The sequence below is a fragment of the Pantoea sp. Seng genome, assembly GCF_009829935.1.
GTDB lineage: Bacteria > Pseudomonadota > Gammaproteobacteria > Enterobacterales > Enterobacteriaceae > Pantoea > Pantoea communis.
Genome location: NZ_SZZV01000004.1, coordinates 188,451 through 205,593 on the forward strand (window position 1 = coordinate 188,451; position 17,143 = coordinate 205,593).

General features: G+C 54.9%; 16 protein-coding genes. 7 read left to right on the plus strand and 9 right to left on the minus strand.

What is annotated here, in order from left to right:
- The first annotated feature begins 186 nt into the window (after positions 1 to 186).
- From FD737_RS05550 to FD737_RS05560, 3 genes are all read left to right on the plus strand, one after another.
- On the plus strand, positions 187 to 1,563 hold the full coding sequence (locus FD737_RS05550) for an aromatic acid/H+ symport family MFS transporter (protein ID WP_160832927.1): 1,377 nt from the start codon (positions 187 to 189) through the stop codon (positions 1,561 to 1,563).
- Between the two features lie 10 nt (positions 1,564 to 1,573).
- On the plus strand, positions 1,574 to 2,554 hold the full coding sequence (locus tag FD737_RS05555; protein ID WP_160832928.1) for a VOC family protein: 981 nt from the start codon (positions 1,574 to 1,576) through the stop codon (positions 2,552 to 2,554).
- A 136-nt stretch (positions 2,555 to 2,690) separates the two neighbouring features.
- The gene (locus tag FD737_RS05560) at positions 2,691 to 4,061 is read left to right on the plus strand and encodes an amidohydrolase (RefSeq protein WP_160832929.1); all 1,371 of its coding nucleotides are present in this window, start codon (positions 2,691 to 2,693) and stop codon (positions 4,059 to 4,061) included.
- A 79-nt stretch (positions 4,062 to 4,140) separates the two neighbouring features.
- On the opposite strand, the gene FD737_RS05565 is transcribed toward FD737_RS05560, so the two are convergent.
- Positions 4,141 to 4,350: a glycine zipper 2TM domain-containing protein gene (locus FD737_RS05565; protein ID WP_034823502.1), complete on the minus strand. Its 210-nt coding sequence runs from the start codon at positions 4,348 to 4,350 to the stop codon at positions 4,141 to 4,143.
- A gap of 317 nt (positions 4,351 to 4,667) precedes the next feature.
- Here FD737_RS05565 and FD737_RS05570 point away from each other — a divergent pair, with 317 nt between their 5' ends.
- Positions 4,668 to 4,868 carry a hypothetical protein gene (locus tag FD737_RS05570; RefSeq protein ID WP_097117132.1) on the plus strand — a complete coding sequence of 67 codons (201 nt, stop codon included), beginning with the start codon at positions 4,668 to 4,670 and terminating at the stop codon, positions 4,866 to 4,868.
- Positions 4,869 to 4,883: 15 nt separating this feature from the next.
- Here FD737_RS05570 and FD737_RS05575 read toward each other — a convergent pair whose 3' ends face one another.
- The 8 genes from FD737_RS05575 to FD737_RS05610 all read right to left on the minus strand — a co-directional run bounded on the left by FD737_RS05575 (position 4,884) and on the right by FD737_RS05610 (position 12,682).
- Positions 4,884 to 5,474 carry a TetR/AcrR family transcriptional regulator gene (locus FD737_RS05575; RefSeq protein ID WP_097117131.1) on the minus strand — a complete coding sequence of 197 codons (591 nt, stop codon included), beginning with the start codon at positions 5,472 to 5,474 and terminating at the stop codon, positions 4,884 to 4,886.
- Between the two features lie 78 nt (positions 5,475 to 5,552).
- Complete coding sequence (locus FD737_RS05580) at positions 5,553 to 6,104, minus strand: cytochrome b (protein ID WP_160832930.1); 552 nt, start codon at positions 6,102 to 6,104, stop codon at positions 5,553 to 5,555.
- Positions 6,104 to 7,147, minus strand: coding sequence for a catalase family peroxidase (locus tag FD737_RS05585; RefSeq protein ID WP_160832931.1), 1,044 nt, complete (start codon positions 7,145 to 7,147; stop codon positions 6,104 to 6,106). Before FD737_RS05585 ends, FD737_RS05580 begins: the two co-directional genes overlap by 1 nt.
- Positions 7,148 to 7,367: 220 nt before the next feature.
- Complete coding sequence (locus tag FD737_RS05590; RefSeq protein ID WP_160832932.1) at positions 7,368 to 8,234, minus strand: DeoR/GlpR family DNA-binding transcription regulator; 867 nt, start codon at positions 8,232 to 8,234, stop codon at positions 7,368 to 7,370.
- 164 nt (positions 8,235 to 8,398) lie between these two features.
- The gene (locus FD737_RS05595; protein WP_034823484.1) at positions 8,399 to 9,346 is read right to left on the minus strand and encodes a D-ribose ABC transporter substrate-binding protein; all 948 of its coding nucleotides are present in this window, start codon (positions 9,344 to 9,346) and stop codon (positions 8,399 to 8,401) included.
- Between the two features lie 69 nt (positions 9,347 to 9,415).
- On the minus strand, positions 9,416 to 10,471 hold the full coding sequence (locus tag FD737_RS05600; RefSeq protein ID WP_176505723.1) for an ABC transporter permease: 1,056 nt from the start codon (positions 10,469 to 10,471) through the stop codon (positions 9,416 to 9,418).
- Between the two features lie 22 nt (positions 10,472 to 10,493).
- Positions 10,494 to 12,032: a sugar ABC transporter ATP-binding protein gene (locus FD737_RS05605; protein ID WP_097117125.1), complete on the minus strand. Its 1,539-nt coding sequence runs from the start codon at positions 12,030 to 12,032 to the stop codon at positions 10,494 to 10,496.
- Positions 12,029 to 12,682, minus strand: coding sequence for a DUF2291 domain-containing protein (locus FD737_RS05610; protein WP_160832933.1), 654 nt, complete (start codon positions 12,680 to 12,682; stop codon positions 12,029 to 12,031). Before FD737_RS05610 ends, FD737_RS05605 begins: the two co-directional genes overlap by 4 nt.
- Before the next feature lie 379 nt (positions 12,683 to 13,061).
- Here FD737_RS05610 and FD737_RS05615 point away from each other — a divergent pair, with 379 nt between their 5' ends.
- Genes FD737_RS05615 through FD737_RS05625 form a run of 3 tightly spaced genes read left to right on the plus strand, consistent with a single transcriptional unit; the run spans position 13,062 to position 17,123 of the window.
- Positions 13,062 to 14,645, plus strand: a complete 1,584-nt coding sequence (locus FD737_RS05615) for an FGGY-family carbohydrate kinase (protein ID WP_202404480.1) — start codon at positions 13,062 to 13,064, stop codon at positions 14,643 to 14,645.
- 10 nt (positions 14,646 to 14,655) lie between these two features.
- On the plus strand, positions 14,656 to 16,182 hold the full coding sequence (locus tag FD737_RS05620; protein WP_160832934.1) for a glycerol-3-phosphate dehydrogenase: 1,527 nt from the start codon (positions 14,656 to 14,658) through the stop codon (positions 16,180 to 16,182).
- A gap of 2 nt (positions 16,183 to 16,184) precedes the next feature.
- Entirely contained in the window at positions 16,185 to 17,123 is a 939-nt protein-coding gene (locus FD737_RS05625; protein ID WP_097117122.1) for a sugar phosphate isomerase/epimerase, read from the plus strand.
- Positions 17,124 to 17,143: the final 20 nt, after the last annotated feature.

Genomic DNA, 17,143 nt, shown 5'->3' on the forward strand with positions numbered 1-17,143 from the left:
CGGGCACCACAAACCCGTACTGACACCGTGGATTATGACAACTCGCTCACAATATAAACGTAACTCATACCGCTAAAAGCCTTTTTTGACAGACAGCCTGCCACACGGTGCTTACCGTGGAGCTGGATGAGTTAATCATGACTTGTCATTCAATAGACTTTGCGTGCCCGAAGAGAGAGCGAACGTATGAATACAAATAAGCTGGTCGACATCAAAGCCTGGATTGATTCGCGACCCATTTCCGCCTTTCAGTGGCGCGTGTTATTCCTCTGCCTGATCATCATTATGTTCGACGGTTACGATGCTGCCGTGATGGGATTTATTGCGCCTGCGCTGATTGAGCAGTGGCATATCTCTCGCGCCGCGATGGGGCCGATCCTTGGCGCGGCGATGTTTGGCGTGGCGATTGGCGCATTGATCGCGGGTCCCTTATCCGATCGATTTGGCCGAAAAAAAATCATCCTGCTCGCGGTTATGATCTTCTCCGCTTTCAGTCTGATTTGCGCTTTCGCCACCACGCCGCTGCAAATGGCGATGATGCGATTCATTGCCGGGCTCGGGCTGGGCGCGGTCATGCCCAACTGCGTCACGCTGCTGGCAGAATATATGCCTGAGCGTCGTAAGGGCGTGATGATTACCCTGATGTTCAGCGGCTTTAATATCGGATCCGGTCTGGGGGGCTTTATCGCGGCCGCGTTGCTGGCGCACTATCACTGGAATGCGGTGTTGATTTTCGGCGGTGCACTGCCGCTGCTTATGTTGCCCTTATTAGGTTATCTGCTGCCCGAATCTGCGTTAAATTTGGTGGTGCGCCGGGCACCTCGCGCGCAGATTGCTGCTCTGCTTAATCGCATGGGCGGCCAGTTTCAGCAGGATACGGCGTTCGTGCTCAACTCTCCCCGGATCAATCGCAACAGCACCATCTCCCAGCTCTTCCACCACGGTTTTGCTCGCGGCACGATCATTTTGTGGGTGACATACTTCATGGGGCTGTTCGTGATTTATCTGCTTAACGGCTGGCTGCCGACCATTATGCGCTCGGGCGGTATTTCCCTCGAACAAGCGGCGATTCTGGCGGGGTTATTCCAGCTTGGTGGTCCGCTGGGCGGTATTCTGGTCGGTGCATTGATGGATAAATGCAACGCCAGAGTAATGATTGGCGTGGTCTATCTGCTGGGTTGTCTCTGCTTGTTAGCACAAGGCATCTTCACGTTTTCCGGGGTGGCGCTGGGCGTATTCATTTTCATTATCGGCATGTGTATTAATGGCGCACAGAATGGTCTACAGGTGTATTCCCCTGCTTATTACCCTACCGAAATGCGCGCCACCGGCGTGAGCTGGATGCACGGCATAGGCCGTACCGGTGCGATTCTCAGTTCTTCGATTGGCGGCTTGCTGATGGGTGCGTTCCCGGCGCAGTCGGCGATTTTCTTTATTCTCGCGCTACCCGCGTTACTGGCTGCGATCAGCATTGTGCTTCATCGCAATGTTTCTCTGTCTCTGAAAATAAAGGGCGCAGCACTGGATGACCTTCCGGCGCTGTCACAAACCCTCAATAAATAGGAATGGCATCATGACATCTCAGCTTTCTGAACCCTGCTTCGATATTGCGCATCTGGCTCACGTGGAGCTTTACACCGACAAGTTTGAAGAGAGCCTCAACTTCTTTGTCAATGTTTATGGCTTGACGGTCACCGCGCAAGACAACGATCACGCCTGGCTGCGCGCCTGGGATGATTATGAGTTTCACAGCCTGAAGCTTACGCGTCATCACACGACTGGCGTGGGGCACATTGCCTATCGCGCCGCTTCACAGGCTTCGCTGGAACGGCGTGTTGCGGCGATTGAAGCCAGCCCCTATGAAGTGCTTGGTTGGGTCAACGACGATCAGGGTCACGGACAGGCATTTCGCTTTACCGATCCTTTTGGCCACATTTTTGAGATCTATTACGACACGGTCCGTTATCAGGCACCCGATGACCAACGCCCGTCGCTGAAAAACCTGTCTCAGCGTTACCATGCGCGTGGCGCCTGTCCGCGTCGTCTGGATCACCTCAATCTGTTGGCTGCAGATGTCAGTGAATTCAAGCGCTTTATGGAAACCTGCTTAGGCTCCCGCGTCACAGAGATGATTCAGCTGGATAATGGGCGGATTGGTGGCTGCTGGTTCACCGTCAATAATAAAACCTATGATTTGGCCTGTACTGAAGAGCACGGTGGCGGCAATGGACGTTTGCACCATGTGACCTACGCCACCGATACGCGAGAAGACATACTGCGCGCGGCCGACATCTTCCTGGAAAATGGCGTGCATATTGAAACCGGCCCACACAAACATGCCATCCAGGGCACGTTTTTCCTGTATGTCTGGGAACCGGCGGGGAATCGCGTCGAGCTGGCCAATTCCGGGGCCCGACTGATACTCGCGCCAGACTGGCAGACGGTAGTCTGGACGGAAAGCGAACGCAAGAAAGGCCAGGCATGGGGCCTGAAAACCATTGAGACGTTCCATACTCATGGCACACCGCCGATGCCCAAACCGCAAAATCATTAACCCTTCTACAGAACATCGGATAGCGATGCTGTCCGATGCGTCATTACTTTTCTCCATAGTTATCAGTGGAAAAAATCACAGCACAGCGCTTATCGCTCCTCTAGGGTGAATCTCCCCTACAAGGAGAACATAATCGATGAGCCTCATGACTTCCGGCAACCGCCGAGACTTTCTTTCCGCTGGCATCAAACTCACGGCGGCAGGTACGCTGCTCGGTGCCGGATTAAGTAGCCGTAACGCTGCGGCCACTGCCTGTCCCCCTGAAAACCTGATGCAGATTGACGTTAGCCACTATCTGCTGCGGAATGTGCGGCTGGAAGAAGCCTTTGTACGTCATCACGACGTGATCACCGCGACACGCACCGGGTTGTACGATATCGAAATCAACGGCGCAAATATCGCGGGTATCCACGCGGCAGGTTTCAGTAGCACCCTTCCCGCCTGGGATGCGGCGGGCCATATTTTGCTGCCTGCAACGCGCGATATGCACATCCATCTCGATAAAACCTTCTATGGTGACGGCTGGCGCGCCCCGCTGCCGCGTAAGAGCGTGATCGATATGATTCATCAGGAGGAGCAGATTCTTCCTGAGATTGTGCCGACATCCGAAATGCGTGCCGAAAAGCTGATGGGCTTACTGCAGTCCAAAGGCAGCACCGAAGCGCGCAGCCACTGCAATATCGACCCGATCAGCAAACTGGATGGGCTGGCGCACTTGCAACAGGCGATTGCTAACCACCGTCAGGACTTTACCGTGAAGATTGTCGCCTTCCCGCAGCATGGACTGTTGCGGTCCAGGGTCGAAGGCATGATGCGTGAAGCGATGAAAATGGGCGCCAATTTTGTCGGCGGCCTGGATCCGACCAACATTGATGGTGCGATGGAGAAATCGCTGGATACGATGTTCAGCATCGCACTGGATTTTGCTGCGCCGGTGGATATCCACCTGCACGAAACCGAGCCGCACGGTGTGGCCGCGATACGCTACATGCTGAAAACGGTGCGTGAGAATCCGCAGCTAAAAGGCAAAGTCACCATCAGCCATGCGTTTGCGCTGGGCACGTTATCGGGGAGTGAACTGGATGCGATGATCGAGGAACTCAAAGCGCAGCAGTTCAGCATCGCCACCACCGTGCCGATTGGGCGCGTGATCATGCCATTGCCGCAACTGCGTGCGGCGGGCGTACCGGTATGGTCCGGCACCGATACCATTGCCGACCACTGGCAACCTTTTGGCAGCGGCAGCATGCTGGAAAAAGCCAACGTCTATGCGCAGTTGTATCGTGGCCCGGATGAGTTCTCATTGAGTCGCGCCTTGGGTATCGCCACCAATGAAGTGCTGCCGCTGAATAGCCAGGGTGAACAACAGTGGCCGAAGGCGCAGGATAGCGCAACGATGATGTTAGTGGCGGCGAGTTGTTCTGCTGAAGCCGTGGCGCATGTTGCACCCGTGATAGCAAGCTTCCATAACGGCAAACAGGTATTTGGCCAGTTAAAGAAAATTTAATCGGGGAATAAAACGAAGGTATAAAAGTTATTATTTCGTCGCGCATTGAGTGCGCGACGAAATAGATCAGCAGGATGAATCAACGACTCACTTCATGACCAATCAAGCCACCGATGGCGGCACCACCCAGCGTACCAAAGGTGCTTCCGCCGGTTAATACCGCGCCACCCACAGCACCAACACCCGCACCTATTGCCGTATTACGACCACGATGCGACATGCCACAGGCGGTAACTGATAAACAGACTAAAGCGACAATGGCGATACTGCAGCTGCGTTTTAAAAGCATCGAAATCCTCATTACCATTAAAAAATGGAATGCAATTGTTTTTAATTTGATTGTTGTTAAGACACCAAATCGTTGGCGACTTGCACTTCTCGTCGGCGCTAATTTAAGAGGATTTGTGAAATGACGAAAGGTAAAAATTCCTATTTTCAGGCGGTACTGGCGAAGCGGTGAGAAAGCGCGCGAAATGCCCCTACCCGGGCTATCACGGAGGTTTAAACCTGCTGTGCTCTACTGCAAATTCCTCCCTTGACTGCCAGCCTACCAACTAGTAGATTAAAATTTATTCGGCTTACTTAGCAATGATTTCAGGGGGCATTGTGAGTGTGATTCATTTTCCTAACCAATATCCTGACTGCCGTCCTTCAGATTGTGAATCAACGCAAGCGGATAAACAGAATGTTCGCGAATTTGCGTTGAACATTGCTGCGCAATTACGCAACGATCCTGAATTAAATAAGCAGGCACCTTATCTGGTGGATAAAGTGATTCTGTTGTTGATGAAAGAGTCGCGAAGATAAATGGCCGCAAAGCCATTAAACGGAAATAACCAGACTGTTAAGCACCGGTTTAATCATGGGTAAGAACAGTTCGGGGTTATTAAACGCGCGCGCGGCAATCATCGCACCATGCACCGTCGCCATCAGCGATTTGGCCTCCATTTCCGCCCCTTCACGCAGAATAAACACCCCGCGCTTTTCCCCCTTCTGCAACACACCGGCCAGCCACGCGGACAGATCGGCGAAATGTCCGGTGACTTGAGCCGCCACCTCTTCCGGTAAGGTCGGCAGCTCCACTGCCAGCATCACGCAAATACAGAACGGTGAGCTGTTTTCCTTAATGCAGGTTGCCCAGAAGTTCACATATCCGTTTAGCTCAGCCAGCGGATCATCACTGAAATGCTCACTGGTCGCGGCCATGCCGGCTCGCGCCTCCTCACGATAATCATTGACCACCGCCAGCACCAGATCGGCTTTGCCCGGAAAATGATGATGAATGCTGGCTTTACGGATTTGTACGCGTTCTGCCAAATCGGCATAGCTGAAACTTTTATAACCACCAGCTGTGAGCAGCGCTCGGGTGTGGTTAATGATTTCAGTGGCTTTAGGCGAACGTTCAACGGTCATGCAGGGCTCCGGCAGCAAAGATGAAATGGCTGCAAATCAGTAAATTGGCACTGAACCTACTGACCTGCAGCGGTGATGTCAAGGCGCTTCAGGACGCTTACGGCGACCGGTCATACTTCTGAAGACGCCATCACGCAGAATCAGCGCATGGAACAACGCGGCGGCAAGATGCAGCATCACCGTAACGAACAAGGCTAAAGCCACCCAACTATGCAGCGGACGCAACCAGGCATACAGATCATTACTGATTGGCGTGATGGGGGGCAGCAGCAGACTGCCTCCCAGACTGATCGGATAGCCCGCCGCCGACAGCATCGCCCAGCCGATAAGAGGTTGCGCAAGCATCATTACGTACAACGCCCAATGCGAAAGGTGTGCCAGCGCTTTTTGCCCGTTTGATAACGTCTCCGGCAAGGCCGGTTTGGCGGTGGTAAAACGTAGCCACAATCGCACCACCACCAGCAGCAATATCATTAAGCCCAACGGCTTATGGATCGCCACGAGCAAGCTGTGCAGTGACGAGACGGTGGCGACCATGGCCACGCCGATAAACAGCATGGTCATAATAGCGGCAGCCATCAGCCAGTGAATCGCGCGCAACGCCGGATGGAAAGTCTCTGTGTGTTTCATCAGTGTGCTCCTGCCTGTTCACGGGTACGGGCGTTGTAGGATTTGGCATAAGCCGATGAACGTGCATTGAGGATCGGATCATCCGAGGCGGTGATGCCCTCGGGCAGAATTAGCGGATCGTAATTGATATCGTTACAGGCGCCCTGCTGCTGCGGCGTGGTTTGGTTGATAGTCAGGGTTCCTGCATTGATGGTCTGCCGGTCCGCTGGCCAGGCAATCGAAGCATCGCTGCTTTTATCCTGCGCGTCTGCGACAGTGATGATCAGGTCCCACTGCAGCGGCCCTTTGGCAAGACGCTGTTGCAGATCGTTCTGCAGGAAGTCGCTGTCATTCTTATCGGCGGCATTGATGGGCTGATACTCGCTGTGCGGCACCATACTCCAGCGCACCACATGGCTCTTGCCGGCCGAATCAATAAAGTTGAAGGCGTTAAGGCTATTGTAGCGATCGCTGGCCCAGCTAGAGGAAGGAACATACTGCTGCGCCCAGCCGAAGAACGGTTTGATTTCGGGATGTTTTTCTACAAAGGCCTGAATCTTCGCGGGATCGGGCTTGCCTGTTTTGGCATCCGGCAGCGTGGCGATTTGCAGATCGTAAAACCCTTCCACGCTCTTCACCGGAAACATCGGCATGGCATTCATCCCGGTGCGCCACTGCTGACCATCTTTTTGGTAAAACGCTAACGCCATGCTGCGCACCGGCACGGCATAATCCGGGGCGTTCGGATTGCCACCGGCAATAGCAAAGCGCCCGATCACCGGGGTTTCGCCCGGTGCAAACAGCCCGGCACGCGACAGCACGCTGGCATTGCCGTTAGCGGCAAAGCTGCCGTTGATGCAGACGCCTTTGGCATGATTGCGTCGGTAGCCGGGATGCTCCCCGCCTGATTTTTGTAGCACGGTAATGAGCTTATCGGAGGACAACTTATCCGGTGTTAACCAGCCGCCAGCCCAGAGAAATAACGCGATGACTATCAATGGTACCACTGCAATAGCGGCCAGACGGGTGAGTGTCTGGCCGGTCGTCAGAGAAGGCTTGTTCATAGGTTCGCTCAACATGGCATAAATTAAGACAAGGCAGTTACCCGAGCTGAATGATTAGCGCGTGGCAATCAGTTGCACCGTCTTCGTTCACGGTGGCAGAGCTATCAATCTACTAGTAGGTAGATTGCATTGTCAAACGCATTTGAACAGGCCGATGCACCACTGCCGCGGCCGACAGTGAGTGCCTCAGGTTATCTGAAAGAATAAGTTTACAGGTGAATCAGGATTCTTCGCGCGATCCAGCGTGGGTCTTCATCGGTGCAACCACGACATTCACACCCAGATCCTGCAGACGACGCAGAACTGGCACCGGCGTGCCCTGATTGACAATCACCACATCGAACTCGCTGAGATGGGCAAAACGATGCAGCGCCCGGCGTTCAAATTTGGTGTTATCCATCATCAAAATACGTCTCTGTGCAGCATCAAACATCGCTCGTTTGGTTTCGACGGTTTCCGCTGACTGATGAAAGACCGTGTCATCGATGATGGCTGACATGCTGACGAAGAACACGTCGGCGCGCAGGCTGGCGATTTCTTCACGGGTCATGCGACCCATAAAGGCATTACACCAGTGATAAAACTGACCGCCCAGCCCCATCAGCGTGATATCGCGCCCGTTGCGCAACTCATTCATCAGCGTCAGTGAGTTGGTGATCACCGTTAACGGGGCGCGCGCGTGTAACAAGCGCGCCATCTGCAATACCGTGGTGGAATCATCGAGGAAGATCGCCTGTCCTGGCTCCAGGTAAGTGGCCGCCACCTCAGCGATGGCCTGCTTCTCTTCCAGTTGACGCGTCGCGCGGTAGATATCGCTGGACTCGACCAGGCTGGTTGGTGTGGCGGAGACCACCCCACGCGATTTATGCAGCAATCCGCGTTCGACCATCTCATCAATATCACGGTGCGCGGTCATCAGACTGATGCCGAAACGGTCGGTAATATCTTCAATGCGAATTGCGCCTTCTGCCATCACGGCTTCCGCGATCAACTGGCGTCGCGCCAACTGCCGCGCCTGACGACTGTCGCTGGGTAAGGGTTCGGCCATGAAGACGTTGAGAGAAGAGTCCTGCGGGTTGTGCGCCATATTTCGTCCAGAAAGTGATGCAGAAATGCGGGTTCCAGGTGATTACAACGCGGAAACGCGCCTTTTGCAAATGGTGTGGTGTTTGGACTCACGAGAAGGGTTACAGCGACGCACCGGAGTGCGTCCGCTGAGCAGTATGCGGCCCGAAAGCCGCACGTCATGCATTACTGCTTCAATACAAACGGTGATACGAAATTGCCCGCGTTCTCTTTGGTGATCAAAATGCAGTCAAACAGCTGTTTTTCCGATGCTGCGCCGGTTTTACCGGTTTTCAGGAAGCTGTCAGCCTGCTCTACCGCTTTCTGCGCGAACTGCGCCACGGGCTGCATCACGGTATACGCCAGCGTACCGGCTTTTACGGCATCAACGGCATCCGGCGAGCCATCAAAACCACCGACTTTGATTTGGTTCAGCTTGCCGGCTTCTTTCAGTGCGGCAATCGCCCCCAGCGCCATTTCATCGTTGCCGCTGATCACGCCTTTGATGTTCGGGTTAGCCTGCAGCAGTGACTGCATCTTGTTGAAGCCCTGGGTACGGTCCCAGTTGGCGACTTCCTGACCCACTTTCTTCAGCGTCGGATACTGTGACAACACGGTATCAAAACCATTGGCACGCGTTGCCGCGTTGTTATCGGATGGTGGGCCCACTAATTCAACATAGTTGGCGGTATCGCCTACCTGTTTCACCCACTCCATCGCGCCCACCGCCGCGCCCTGCGCATTGTTAGAAACCAACTGCGCTTTGGCCAATCCGCTCTGATTCAGCTCAGCGTTAATGATAAACACCGGGATATTCGCCGCGATGGCTTTTTTCACTGAACCGACAGAACCATCGGCGTTAGCCGGATCAAGAATAATCGCCTTGGATTTGTTGGTGATCGCCGTATCAATCAGCTGGCTTTCGGTATTGGTATCACCTTTGTGCGCGCTGACTTTTGCGCTGTAGCCAAGTTTTTCAGCGGCTTTTTGCGCGACCTGACCTTCTGTCAGCCAGTAAGGGTTGGATGGATCGTTGACGATGATGGTCATCAACCCGTTATCCGCCCAGGTCGGTGCAGCGAAGGTGGTGATCGCCATCGCTGCGGCAGCAATAAACAAACGTTTTGTGAACATAGGTGCTCCGTTATTATTTAGGGTACAGGTTTTACGGATAACCGCGCGCTGCCAGACAGCGCGCGTGAGTTAGCGACTGCGTTTGCCGTATTGCAGGGTGTTGAGCAATACTGCCAGCACAATCACGGCGCCAGTGAACACCGTCTGCCAGTAGGCAGAGACGCCGATAATCACTAAGCCATCAGAGAGAAAACCGATTACAAAAGCGCCCAGCAGCGTGCCGCGCACGTTACCGCGACCACCGGTTAAGGCCGCACCGCCAATCACCACCGCGGCAATCGCGGTCAGTTCATAAGTGGTGCCCGCCGTTGGACCGGCTGAAGTGAGCTGTGAAGAGAGCACCAGCCCCGCCATCGCGGCACAGATACCCGACAACACATAAACGCTGATTTTGATACGTTTCACCGGCACGCCGGAGAGGTCGGCGGCGCGCTCATTACCCCCCGAGGCATAGAGCCAGCGTCCAAACGCCGAACGGCTCAGCAGAAAACCACAGGCCAGTGCTACCACACCCAGCACCAGCACACCGACAGGGATATTGAAGATGCGATTGAAGCCGAGCCAGTCAAAGCCGGTGTTGCCTAGCGCATCACTTCCAGAGAGTTTGTTGTAGGTCAGTCCGTTAGTGATCAGCAGGGCAATACCGCGCGCCACATACATAGTGCCGAGCGTGGCAACAAACGCCGGAACGCGGAACCAGGCGATCAACACGCCATTGACCAATCCCACCAGCGCGCCAATCACCAGCGTCAATATCGCCACCGCCCACACGGGCAGATACAGCACGACACCTAGCGCGTCGAGGTTAATCCCCTGCATCATAAAGCCGGCCATCACGCCAGCCAGACCCAGAGTTGAACCGACGGACAAGTCAATACCGCCATTGAGGATCACCAGCAGCATGCCAATCGCCGGTAAGCCAAAAATCGCCACATGCGATGCCATGGTCAGGAAGTTGGCGCCGGTAAAGTAGTTAGGCGAGAGCAAGGAAAAGGTGATAATAATCACCAGCAACGCAATAAACGCGCGCCCTTCCAGCAGCAATCGCGCCAGATTGAGACTTTTATCGGTCTTCTTTTTACTCGCGACGGGTGGCGAATCCAGCGTGTGTGTTCTGTCTGTCATACCGTTTGCTCCGTTTTTCATGTCATGCCACCAGAGACTCGCCTGAAGCGGCCATAATGCGTTCTTTACTCACGCTGGAATCGAAAATGGCGTTAATGCGCCCTTTGCTCATCACCACAATGCGATGCGCAATACTCAGGCATTCGCCCACTTCCGAGGTGGTATACACCACCGCCAGCCCCTTTTTGGCGTTTTCCGCCAGCAGACGAAACACTTCCGCTTTGGCACCGATATCAATGCCGCGGCTGGGTTCATCCAGCAGAATCACTTTGGGACGGGTGGCCAGCATTTTGCCGATCACCACTTTTTGTTGATTGCCACCGGAGAGCGATCCGATGGCCGCCTCGCCGCCAGCGGTTTTCACCGTGACGTTGCGAATACTGTCCGTCACCAGCTGCTTTTCACGTCGCGGTGACAGCACCAAACCGCGCACAAATTCGTTGATACTGGCGAGCGACAGGTTTTCGCCCACTGACATGGTTTGCACCAAACCGTCGCGTTGCCGATCTTCGGGCACCAACGCAAGGCCGATTTGAATACGTTGTTGAATGGTTAAGCCGCTGACATCGGTATCCTGCAGCAGAACGCGGCCCTGGCTTTGATGAATACGCCCGGCGATACACTCCAGCAGTTCGGTGCGCCCCGCGCCCATCAGGCCATAGATGCAGACAATTTCACCGGCTTTTACTGACAGTGAGAGGTTATCCACCAGCCGAATCCCGGTTTTGCTTTTCACCGTCAGGTCTTGCACGGTCAACGCCTGGTCACCAAACTCATACCCTTGCGGCGGCGAACCCAGGTCAAAGTGATCGCCCACCATATTGCGCACGATCCACTCGAGATCGATCTCATCGCGTTTCGCGTACGCGGTCATCACGCCATCACGCAGCACCACGGCGCGATCGGTGATCTCCAGTGCCTCTTCGAGATGATGTGAGATGTATACAATGGCTACACCCTGACTGGTGAGATCGCGGATCACCTGGAACAGCACCGCGACTTCCGCAGCACTGAGCGCCGATGTCGGTTCATCCATGATCAGAATCTGTGAATTCACCGACAATGCACGGGCGATTTCGACAATCTGTTGTTGGCCCAGACGCAGGTTTTCCACCGGCGTCAGCGGATCAATTTCCTCCTCCAGCGCCGCCATCAGATGGGCGGTTATGCGGGCTTCTTCCGCGTAGTCCACCCCACCCGGCTTCATGATTTCGCGCCCCATAAAGATGTTGTCGCGCACGTTCATGTTGGGAGCGAGATTCAGCTCCTGATGGATAATCGAGATGCCGCAATCGCGTGCTTCAGTGGCAGAGCGAAACACTTTCTCTTCGCCGTTGTAGAGAATTTCCCCGGATGTTGGCGTAATGACGCCCGACAAAATTTTCATTAGCGTGGATTTACCTGCGCCGTTTTCACCAAACAACGTGGTGACTTCACCGCGACGGATCTCAAAATTCACGCCTTTAAGTGCATGGGTCGATCCATAGATTTTGCTGATGTTGCGCGCTTCAAGGATCACTTCGCCTTTTAGTAGCGCCGGGTTAACGTTGAATGGTTTCATTTCACCTCCAGACTGACTGGCGTCACCATCCAGTTATTCGGCGCGAGCAAACGGAACACCCCGACCACCTGCACGGTTTTCCCGGGCAGCGCATCACGATCCAACTTATCCAGTACTTTGGCTTTCATGGCGCGATTGATCGCCGAACCAGCGTTTTGATACTCAATCTGGTTGGTAAAATCGCCGAACTGGATTTTTCCGCTGGCATCACGTAAATCGGTGCCGGTAATGGCCGGGCCCGTTTGCAGGCGAATCACATTTCCTTCCGGTAAACCGGCCACTTTCAGTGGGAAAATGCCCATTTGACCGGGCTGCACCACGCCTTCCAGCTTGACGGGGATCACCGGGAGCGGCGAACCCACACCGTATTTCTGTACCGCTTCCTGTTGATTGGCTTTCAGCGCATCGGCGAGGGTTTTGGCATCCACCGCACGCGCTTCCACATCCTGCTGAATACCGGGGAAGGTTTTCTCCCCGTAGCTATCCGGCGAGAAACCTTGCTCTTGCACATCTTGCTCGGAACCGATTTTCACCACTTTTGTGTCAATGGCCATGGCGGCAATCACCGCAACCACCACAACACCGATGATGCTGTAGCGGCGGATGCGCTTGCGGGAGAGCTGCTGTGCCAGCATTGAGACATCGGACATAACGTGACCTCTCACTGTTATCTGCTGCGATAATCGCCGCATTAAATGTTATAAATGTGATAACTCTTGTGATGAGGATTGTGCTGATGTGACTAAATTGTCAACAGGGGGTTCACGAATTTTTCAGGAGCGCGATCTGGATCGCTAAATTCACACCTTAACGCCTTCATCGCCAATAAAAGCCCGCCATACAAGCCTTATTCATGTGATATCTCATTTCATATTGTCGTGTACTACCGCCATTTTCGTGATCAAACTCGCTAACTGAAGTGAAATTTATTCGTTTTATCGAAAAATAATACATTGGATATGTTATCTCCATGAGAAGTGGTGTAAGACATTATTTAGCAAATTCATCACAGGGAATTAACACGACGTGATGGGTCAACTTTTCTTCCCTTCGGAGGTGTACGTGGGTAACAGCGATATTATTCTGGGTCTGGATTCCGGCACCTCCGTGGTGAAAGCGGTGGCGTTTGATCTGGAAGGCACACAGCTGGCGTGCGCCTCCGTGCGTAACCGCTATTACCGCAGCGAAGGTGGTGCCGCGCAGCAATCCATGTCGCAGACCTGGCAAGATGCCGTGGACGCGATACGGAAACTGGGCGAGCGTGTGGAAAATCTCTCTTCCCGCGTGGTGGCCGTGGCCGTCACCGCACAAGGGGATGGCACCTGGCTGGTGGGCGCCAATAATCAGCCGGTAGAGGATGCCTGGATTTGGCTGGATGCGCGTGCAGCACACACCGTCGATGCCCTAAACCAGCACGCCCTTGCAGCCGAGCGTTTTAAGTCCACGGGCACCGGGCTGAATACCTGTCAGCAGGGTTCGCAGATGGCGCATATGGACCAGCACTTTCCTGAGCTACTGGCGAAGAGCGAAGTGGCACTGCATTGCAAAGACTGGCTTTACCTCAATCTGACGGGCGTACGTGCCACCGATCCTTCTGAGGCCAGCTTCACTTTTGGTAACTTCCGCACCCAGCGTTATGACGATACCGTCATCGCAGCGCTGGGACTGGAACATCGACGTCATCTGCTGCCGGATATCATTGATGGCACGCAAATCACCCATCCATTGACCGCTGAGGCCGCAGCCCTCACCGGCCTGCGCGCGGGCACACCGATATCGCTGGGTTATGTGGATATGGCGATGACCGCGCTGGGCGCAGGCGTGCACACCGGCGAAGCCCATACCGCCTGCTCAATTGTCGGCTCTACCGGCGTGCATCTGCGCAGCGTGACCATTGATGAAGTGTGGCTGAATCCGGCGCAAACCGGTTATGTCATCCCGCTGCCGTGGCCGGGCTATGTGACGCAGGTGCAAACCAATATGGCCTCAACGCTTAATCTCGACTGGCTGCTGAACGTGGCGAGTGAATTGCTGAGCGGATTCGGCTGTGAAATCGATCATGCGCGGCTGGTGGCACATATCGACCAGTGGCTCAACAAAGCCGAACCCGGCACCCTGCTGTTCCATCCCTACATCTCAATTGCCGGTGAACGCGGGCCGTTCGTCAACGCTGACGCGCGCGCCAGCTTCACCGGACTTAACTATCAGCACAATTTTGCCGACATGGTGCGCGGCGTGATTGAAGGCATCGGCATGGCCGCGCGTGATTGTTATCAGGCGATGGGCAGTACTTTGCCAGGTGAAATTCGTCTTACCGGCGGCGCGGTGCGTTCCCAGCCGCTACGCCAGATCCTCTCGTCCTGCATTGGCGCACCGGTGCGTATCAGCCAGCGTGATGAAGCCGGTGCAGCGGGCGCCGCGATGATGGCAGCGGTGGCGATTGGCGCCTATCCCTCCATGGCGCAGTGCGTGGAAACCTGGGTGCGCCCGCTGCTGGATGCGCCTGAACCGCCTTCCGCTGAACTGTCGCAGCGCTATAACCAACTGTTTCCCCATTATCAGCAGATCCGCAGCGATCTCCCTGCCGCCTGGCATGCACTGAATAAGTTTTAAGGAGTACACCATGAGTGAAAATACGCTGGATCTGTTTGTCATTGGCGGTGGCATTAATGGCGCGGGCATCGCACGTGATGCGGCCGGGCGCGGCTTGTCCGTGATGATGTGTGAAAAAGATGACCTGGCACAGGGTACCTCCTCGCGCTCGGGCAAACTGGTGCACGGCGGGCTGCGCTATCTCGAATATTATGAATTCCGACTGGTACGCGAGGCGCTGATCGAGCGAGAAGTGTTGCTGAATGCCGCACCGCATATTATCTGGCCGATGCGCTTTGTGTTGCCGCATAGCCCGACCGATCGTCCGGCGTGGCTGGTGCGTTTAGGGCTGTTCCTCTATGACAATTTAGGCGGGCGCAAAAAGCTGCCCGGCACGCGATCGCTTGATCTGATGCGCGATCCCGAAGGCGCCCCAATCCTCGATATCTACAGCAAGGGCTTCGAGTACTCCGATTGCTGGGTCGATGATGCACGCCTGGTCGCACTGAATGCCGTGGATGCTGCGGAACGCGGCGCCACGATTCTGCCGCGTACCCGCTGTGTGTCGGCCAAACGTATCAGCGGCAAGTGGGAAGTCACGATTCAGGATGAGACCAGCGGTGCACAGCGCACGGTTTATGCCAAAGTGCTGGTGAATGCGGCCGGCCCGTGGGTACTGGATATCGTAAATCAGGTCACCCAGACCAAAAGCAACCGCAGCGTGCGGCTGGTTAAAGGTTCACACATCATCGTGCCGAAATTCTGGGAAGGCCAGCAGGCGTATCTGGTGCAAAACACCGATAAACGCGTCATTTTCATCAACCCTTATGAAGGCGATAAAGCCCTGATCGGCACCACCGATATTCCGTGGCAGGGCAAAGCGGAAGCGGTGACCGCCGATGACAGCGAGCAGCAGTACCTTATCGATGTGGTCAATCGCTACTTCAAAGTCAAACTGCGCGCCAGCGATGTGATTACCCGATTCTCGGGTGTGCGTCCGCTGTTTGACGATGGCAAAGGCAACCCTTCTGCCGTCACGCGTGACTACGTGTTCGATCTCGACGATCAGCAAAACGCCCCGCTGCTGCATGTGTTTGGCGGCAAAATCACCACTTTCCGCAAGCTGGCAGAACACGCTATCCAGAAGCTTGCGCCCTTCTTCCCTGATATGGGTAAAGACTGGACACGCGAGGCCACTTTGCCGGGCGGTGATATGGCAAATGGCGATTTCGAGAGCTTCCTTGAGCAAGTGAAAACCCGTTGGCCATGGTTACCGGCGCCGCTGCGCAAACACTATGCGCGCCTGTATGGCACGCGCATTGAGAAAGTGCTGGGTCACGCCCGTGAGATAAACGATCTGGGCCGCCATTTCGGCGCACAGTTGTATGAAGCCGAAGTGCGCTACCTGGTAGAAAATGAGTGGGCGCAGCAGGTGGAGGATGTGCTGTGGCGTCGCACTAAGCACAAGTTGCATCTGACCGAAGTTCAGCAGCAGGCCTTTAGCCAATGGTTTGACGCGACCTATGCTGCGGCCGTGCCGCTGCGTAAGGAGGCGTAATCATGCCCTTAACGCTTTCGCTCAATACCAACCCACTGGTGAATCGTTTTGCCGATCCGCAGGATCTGATTCACACCGTGGCACAACAGATCCGTATCCGCGATCTGCAGTTAACCCATGAATTTATCAATCCTGGCTGGCCAGCCGCCACCATCAACCGCATGTCGCGCCAGATGCAGAAGGCGTTGCGGGAAACCGGGGTGCGCGTGACATCGGGTATGACTGGTCCCTATGGCCGCCTCAATCATTTTGGTCATCCGGACGTTGACGTGCGACGCTACTACGTTGACTGGTTCAAAACCTTCGCCGATATCACCGCAGAACTGGGGGGCGAGGCGGTTGGATCGCAGTTCGCCATTTTCACCCAGCAGGATTTCAACGATGCGGCGCGGCGGGATGCCTTGATCGATATCGCGATAGACTGCTGGGCCGAGGTGGCGGAGCATGCGCAATCCGCCGGATTGAAATACCTGTTTTGGGAACCGATGAGCATCGGACGCGAGTTTGGTGAGACCATTCCGGCTTGCCTCGCACTGCAGCAGCGTTTGAGCAGTGAGTCCTTTGCCCTGCCGATGTGGATGATGGCGGATATCGATCACGGCGATGTCACTTCAATCGACCCGCGTGATTACGACCCTTACGCGTGGGCTGAAGCGGTGCCGCGCTATTCGCCGATTATTCATATAAAACAAAGCATGATGGACAAAGGCGGCCACAGACCCTTCACATTGCAGTACAATGCGGGCGGCCGTATTCAGCCCCAGCCGCTGCTGGACGCGCTGGCGCGCGGTGGCGCGCAGGATAACGAAATTTGCCTCGAACTGAGTTTTAAAGAGCGTGAACCCACTGACCGCCAGGTGGTGGCGGATATCGCGGAAAGCGTTGCGTTTTGGGCATCGCACATTGATACGGGCGTGCAGGATTTGCATCTGGCTTCCTAAGCCTATTGATCAGGAAATGA

Bases quoted from the DNA above. Each gene is read 5' to 3' on its own strand.
- FD737_RS05580 (WP_160832930.1), bottom strand. From the start codon at position 6,104: ATGAAACACACAGAGACTTTCCATCCGGCGTTGCGCGCGATTCACTGG.
- FD737_RS05605 (WP_097117125.1), bottom strand. From the start codon at position 12,032: ATGAAACCATTCAACGTTAACCCGGCGCTACTAAAAGGCGAAGTGATC.
- FD737_RS05595 (WP_034823484.1), bottom strand. From the start codon at position 9,346: ATGTTCACAAAACGTTTGTTTATTGCTGCCGCAGCGATGGCGATCACC.
- FD737_RS05600 (WP_176505723.1), bottom strand. From the start codon at position 10,471: ATGACAGACAGAACACACACGCTGGATTCGCCACCCGTCGCGAGTAAA.
- FD737_RS05565 (WP_034823502.1), bottom strand. From the start codon at position 4,350: ATGCTTTTAAAACGCAGCTGCAGTATCGCCATTGTCGCTTTAGTCTGT.
- FD737_RS05615 (WP_202404480.1), top strand. From the start codon at position 13,062: ATGGGTCAACTTTTCTTCCCTTCGGAGGTGTACGTGGGTAACAGCGAT.
- FD737_RS05590 (WP_160832932.1), bottom strand. From the start codon at position 8,234: ATGGCGCACAACCCGCAGGACTCTTCTCTCAACGTCTTCATGGCCGAA.
- FD737_RS05620 (WP_160832934.1), top strand. From the start codon at position 14,656: ATGAGTGAAAATACGCTGGATCTGTTTGTCATTGGCGGTGGCATTAAT.
- FD737_RS05555 (WP_160832928.1), top strand. From the start codon at position 1,574: ATGACATCTCAGCTTTCTGAACCCTGCTTCGATATTGCGCATCTGGCT.
- FD737_RS05625 (WP_097117122.1), top strand. From the start codon at position 16,185: ATGCCCTTAACGCTTTCGCTCAATACCAACCCACTGGTGAATCGTTTT.
- FD737_RS05575 (WP_097117131.1), bottom strand. From the start codon at position 5,474: ATGACCGTTGAACGTTCGCCTAAAGCCACTGAAATCATTAACCACACC.
- FD737_RS05560 (WP_160832929.1), top strand. From the start codon at position 2,691: ATGAGCCTCATGACTTCCGGCAACCGCCGAGACTTTCTTTCCGCTGGC.
- FD737_RS05585 (WP_160832931.1), bottom strand. From the start codon at position 7,147: ATGAACAAGCCTTCTCTGACGACCGGCCAGACACTCACCCGTCTGGCC.
- FD737_RS05550 (WP_160832927.1), top strand. From the start codon at position 187: ATGAATACAAATAAGCTGGTCGACATCAAAGCCTGGATTGATTCGCGA.
- FD737_RS05610 (WP_160832933.1), bottom strand. From the start codon at position 12,682: ATGTCCGATGTCTCAATGCTGGCACAGCAGCTCTCCCGCAAGCGCATC.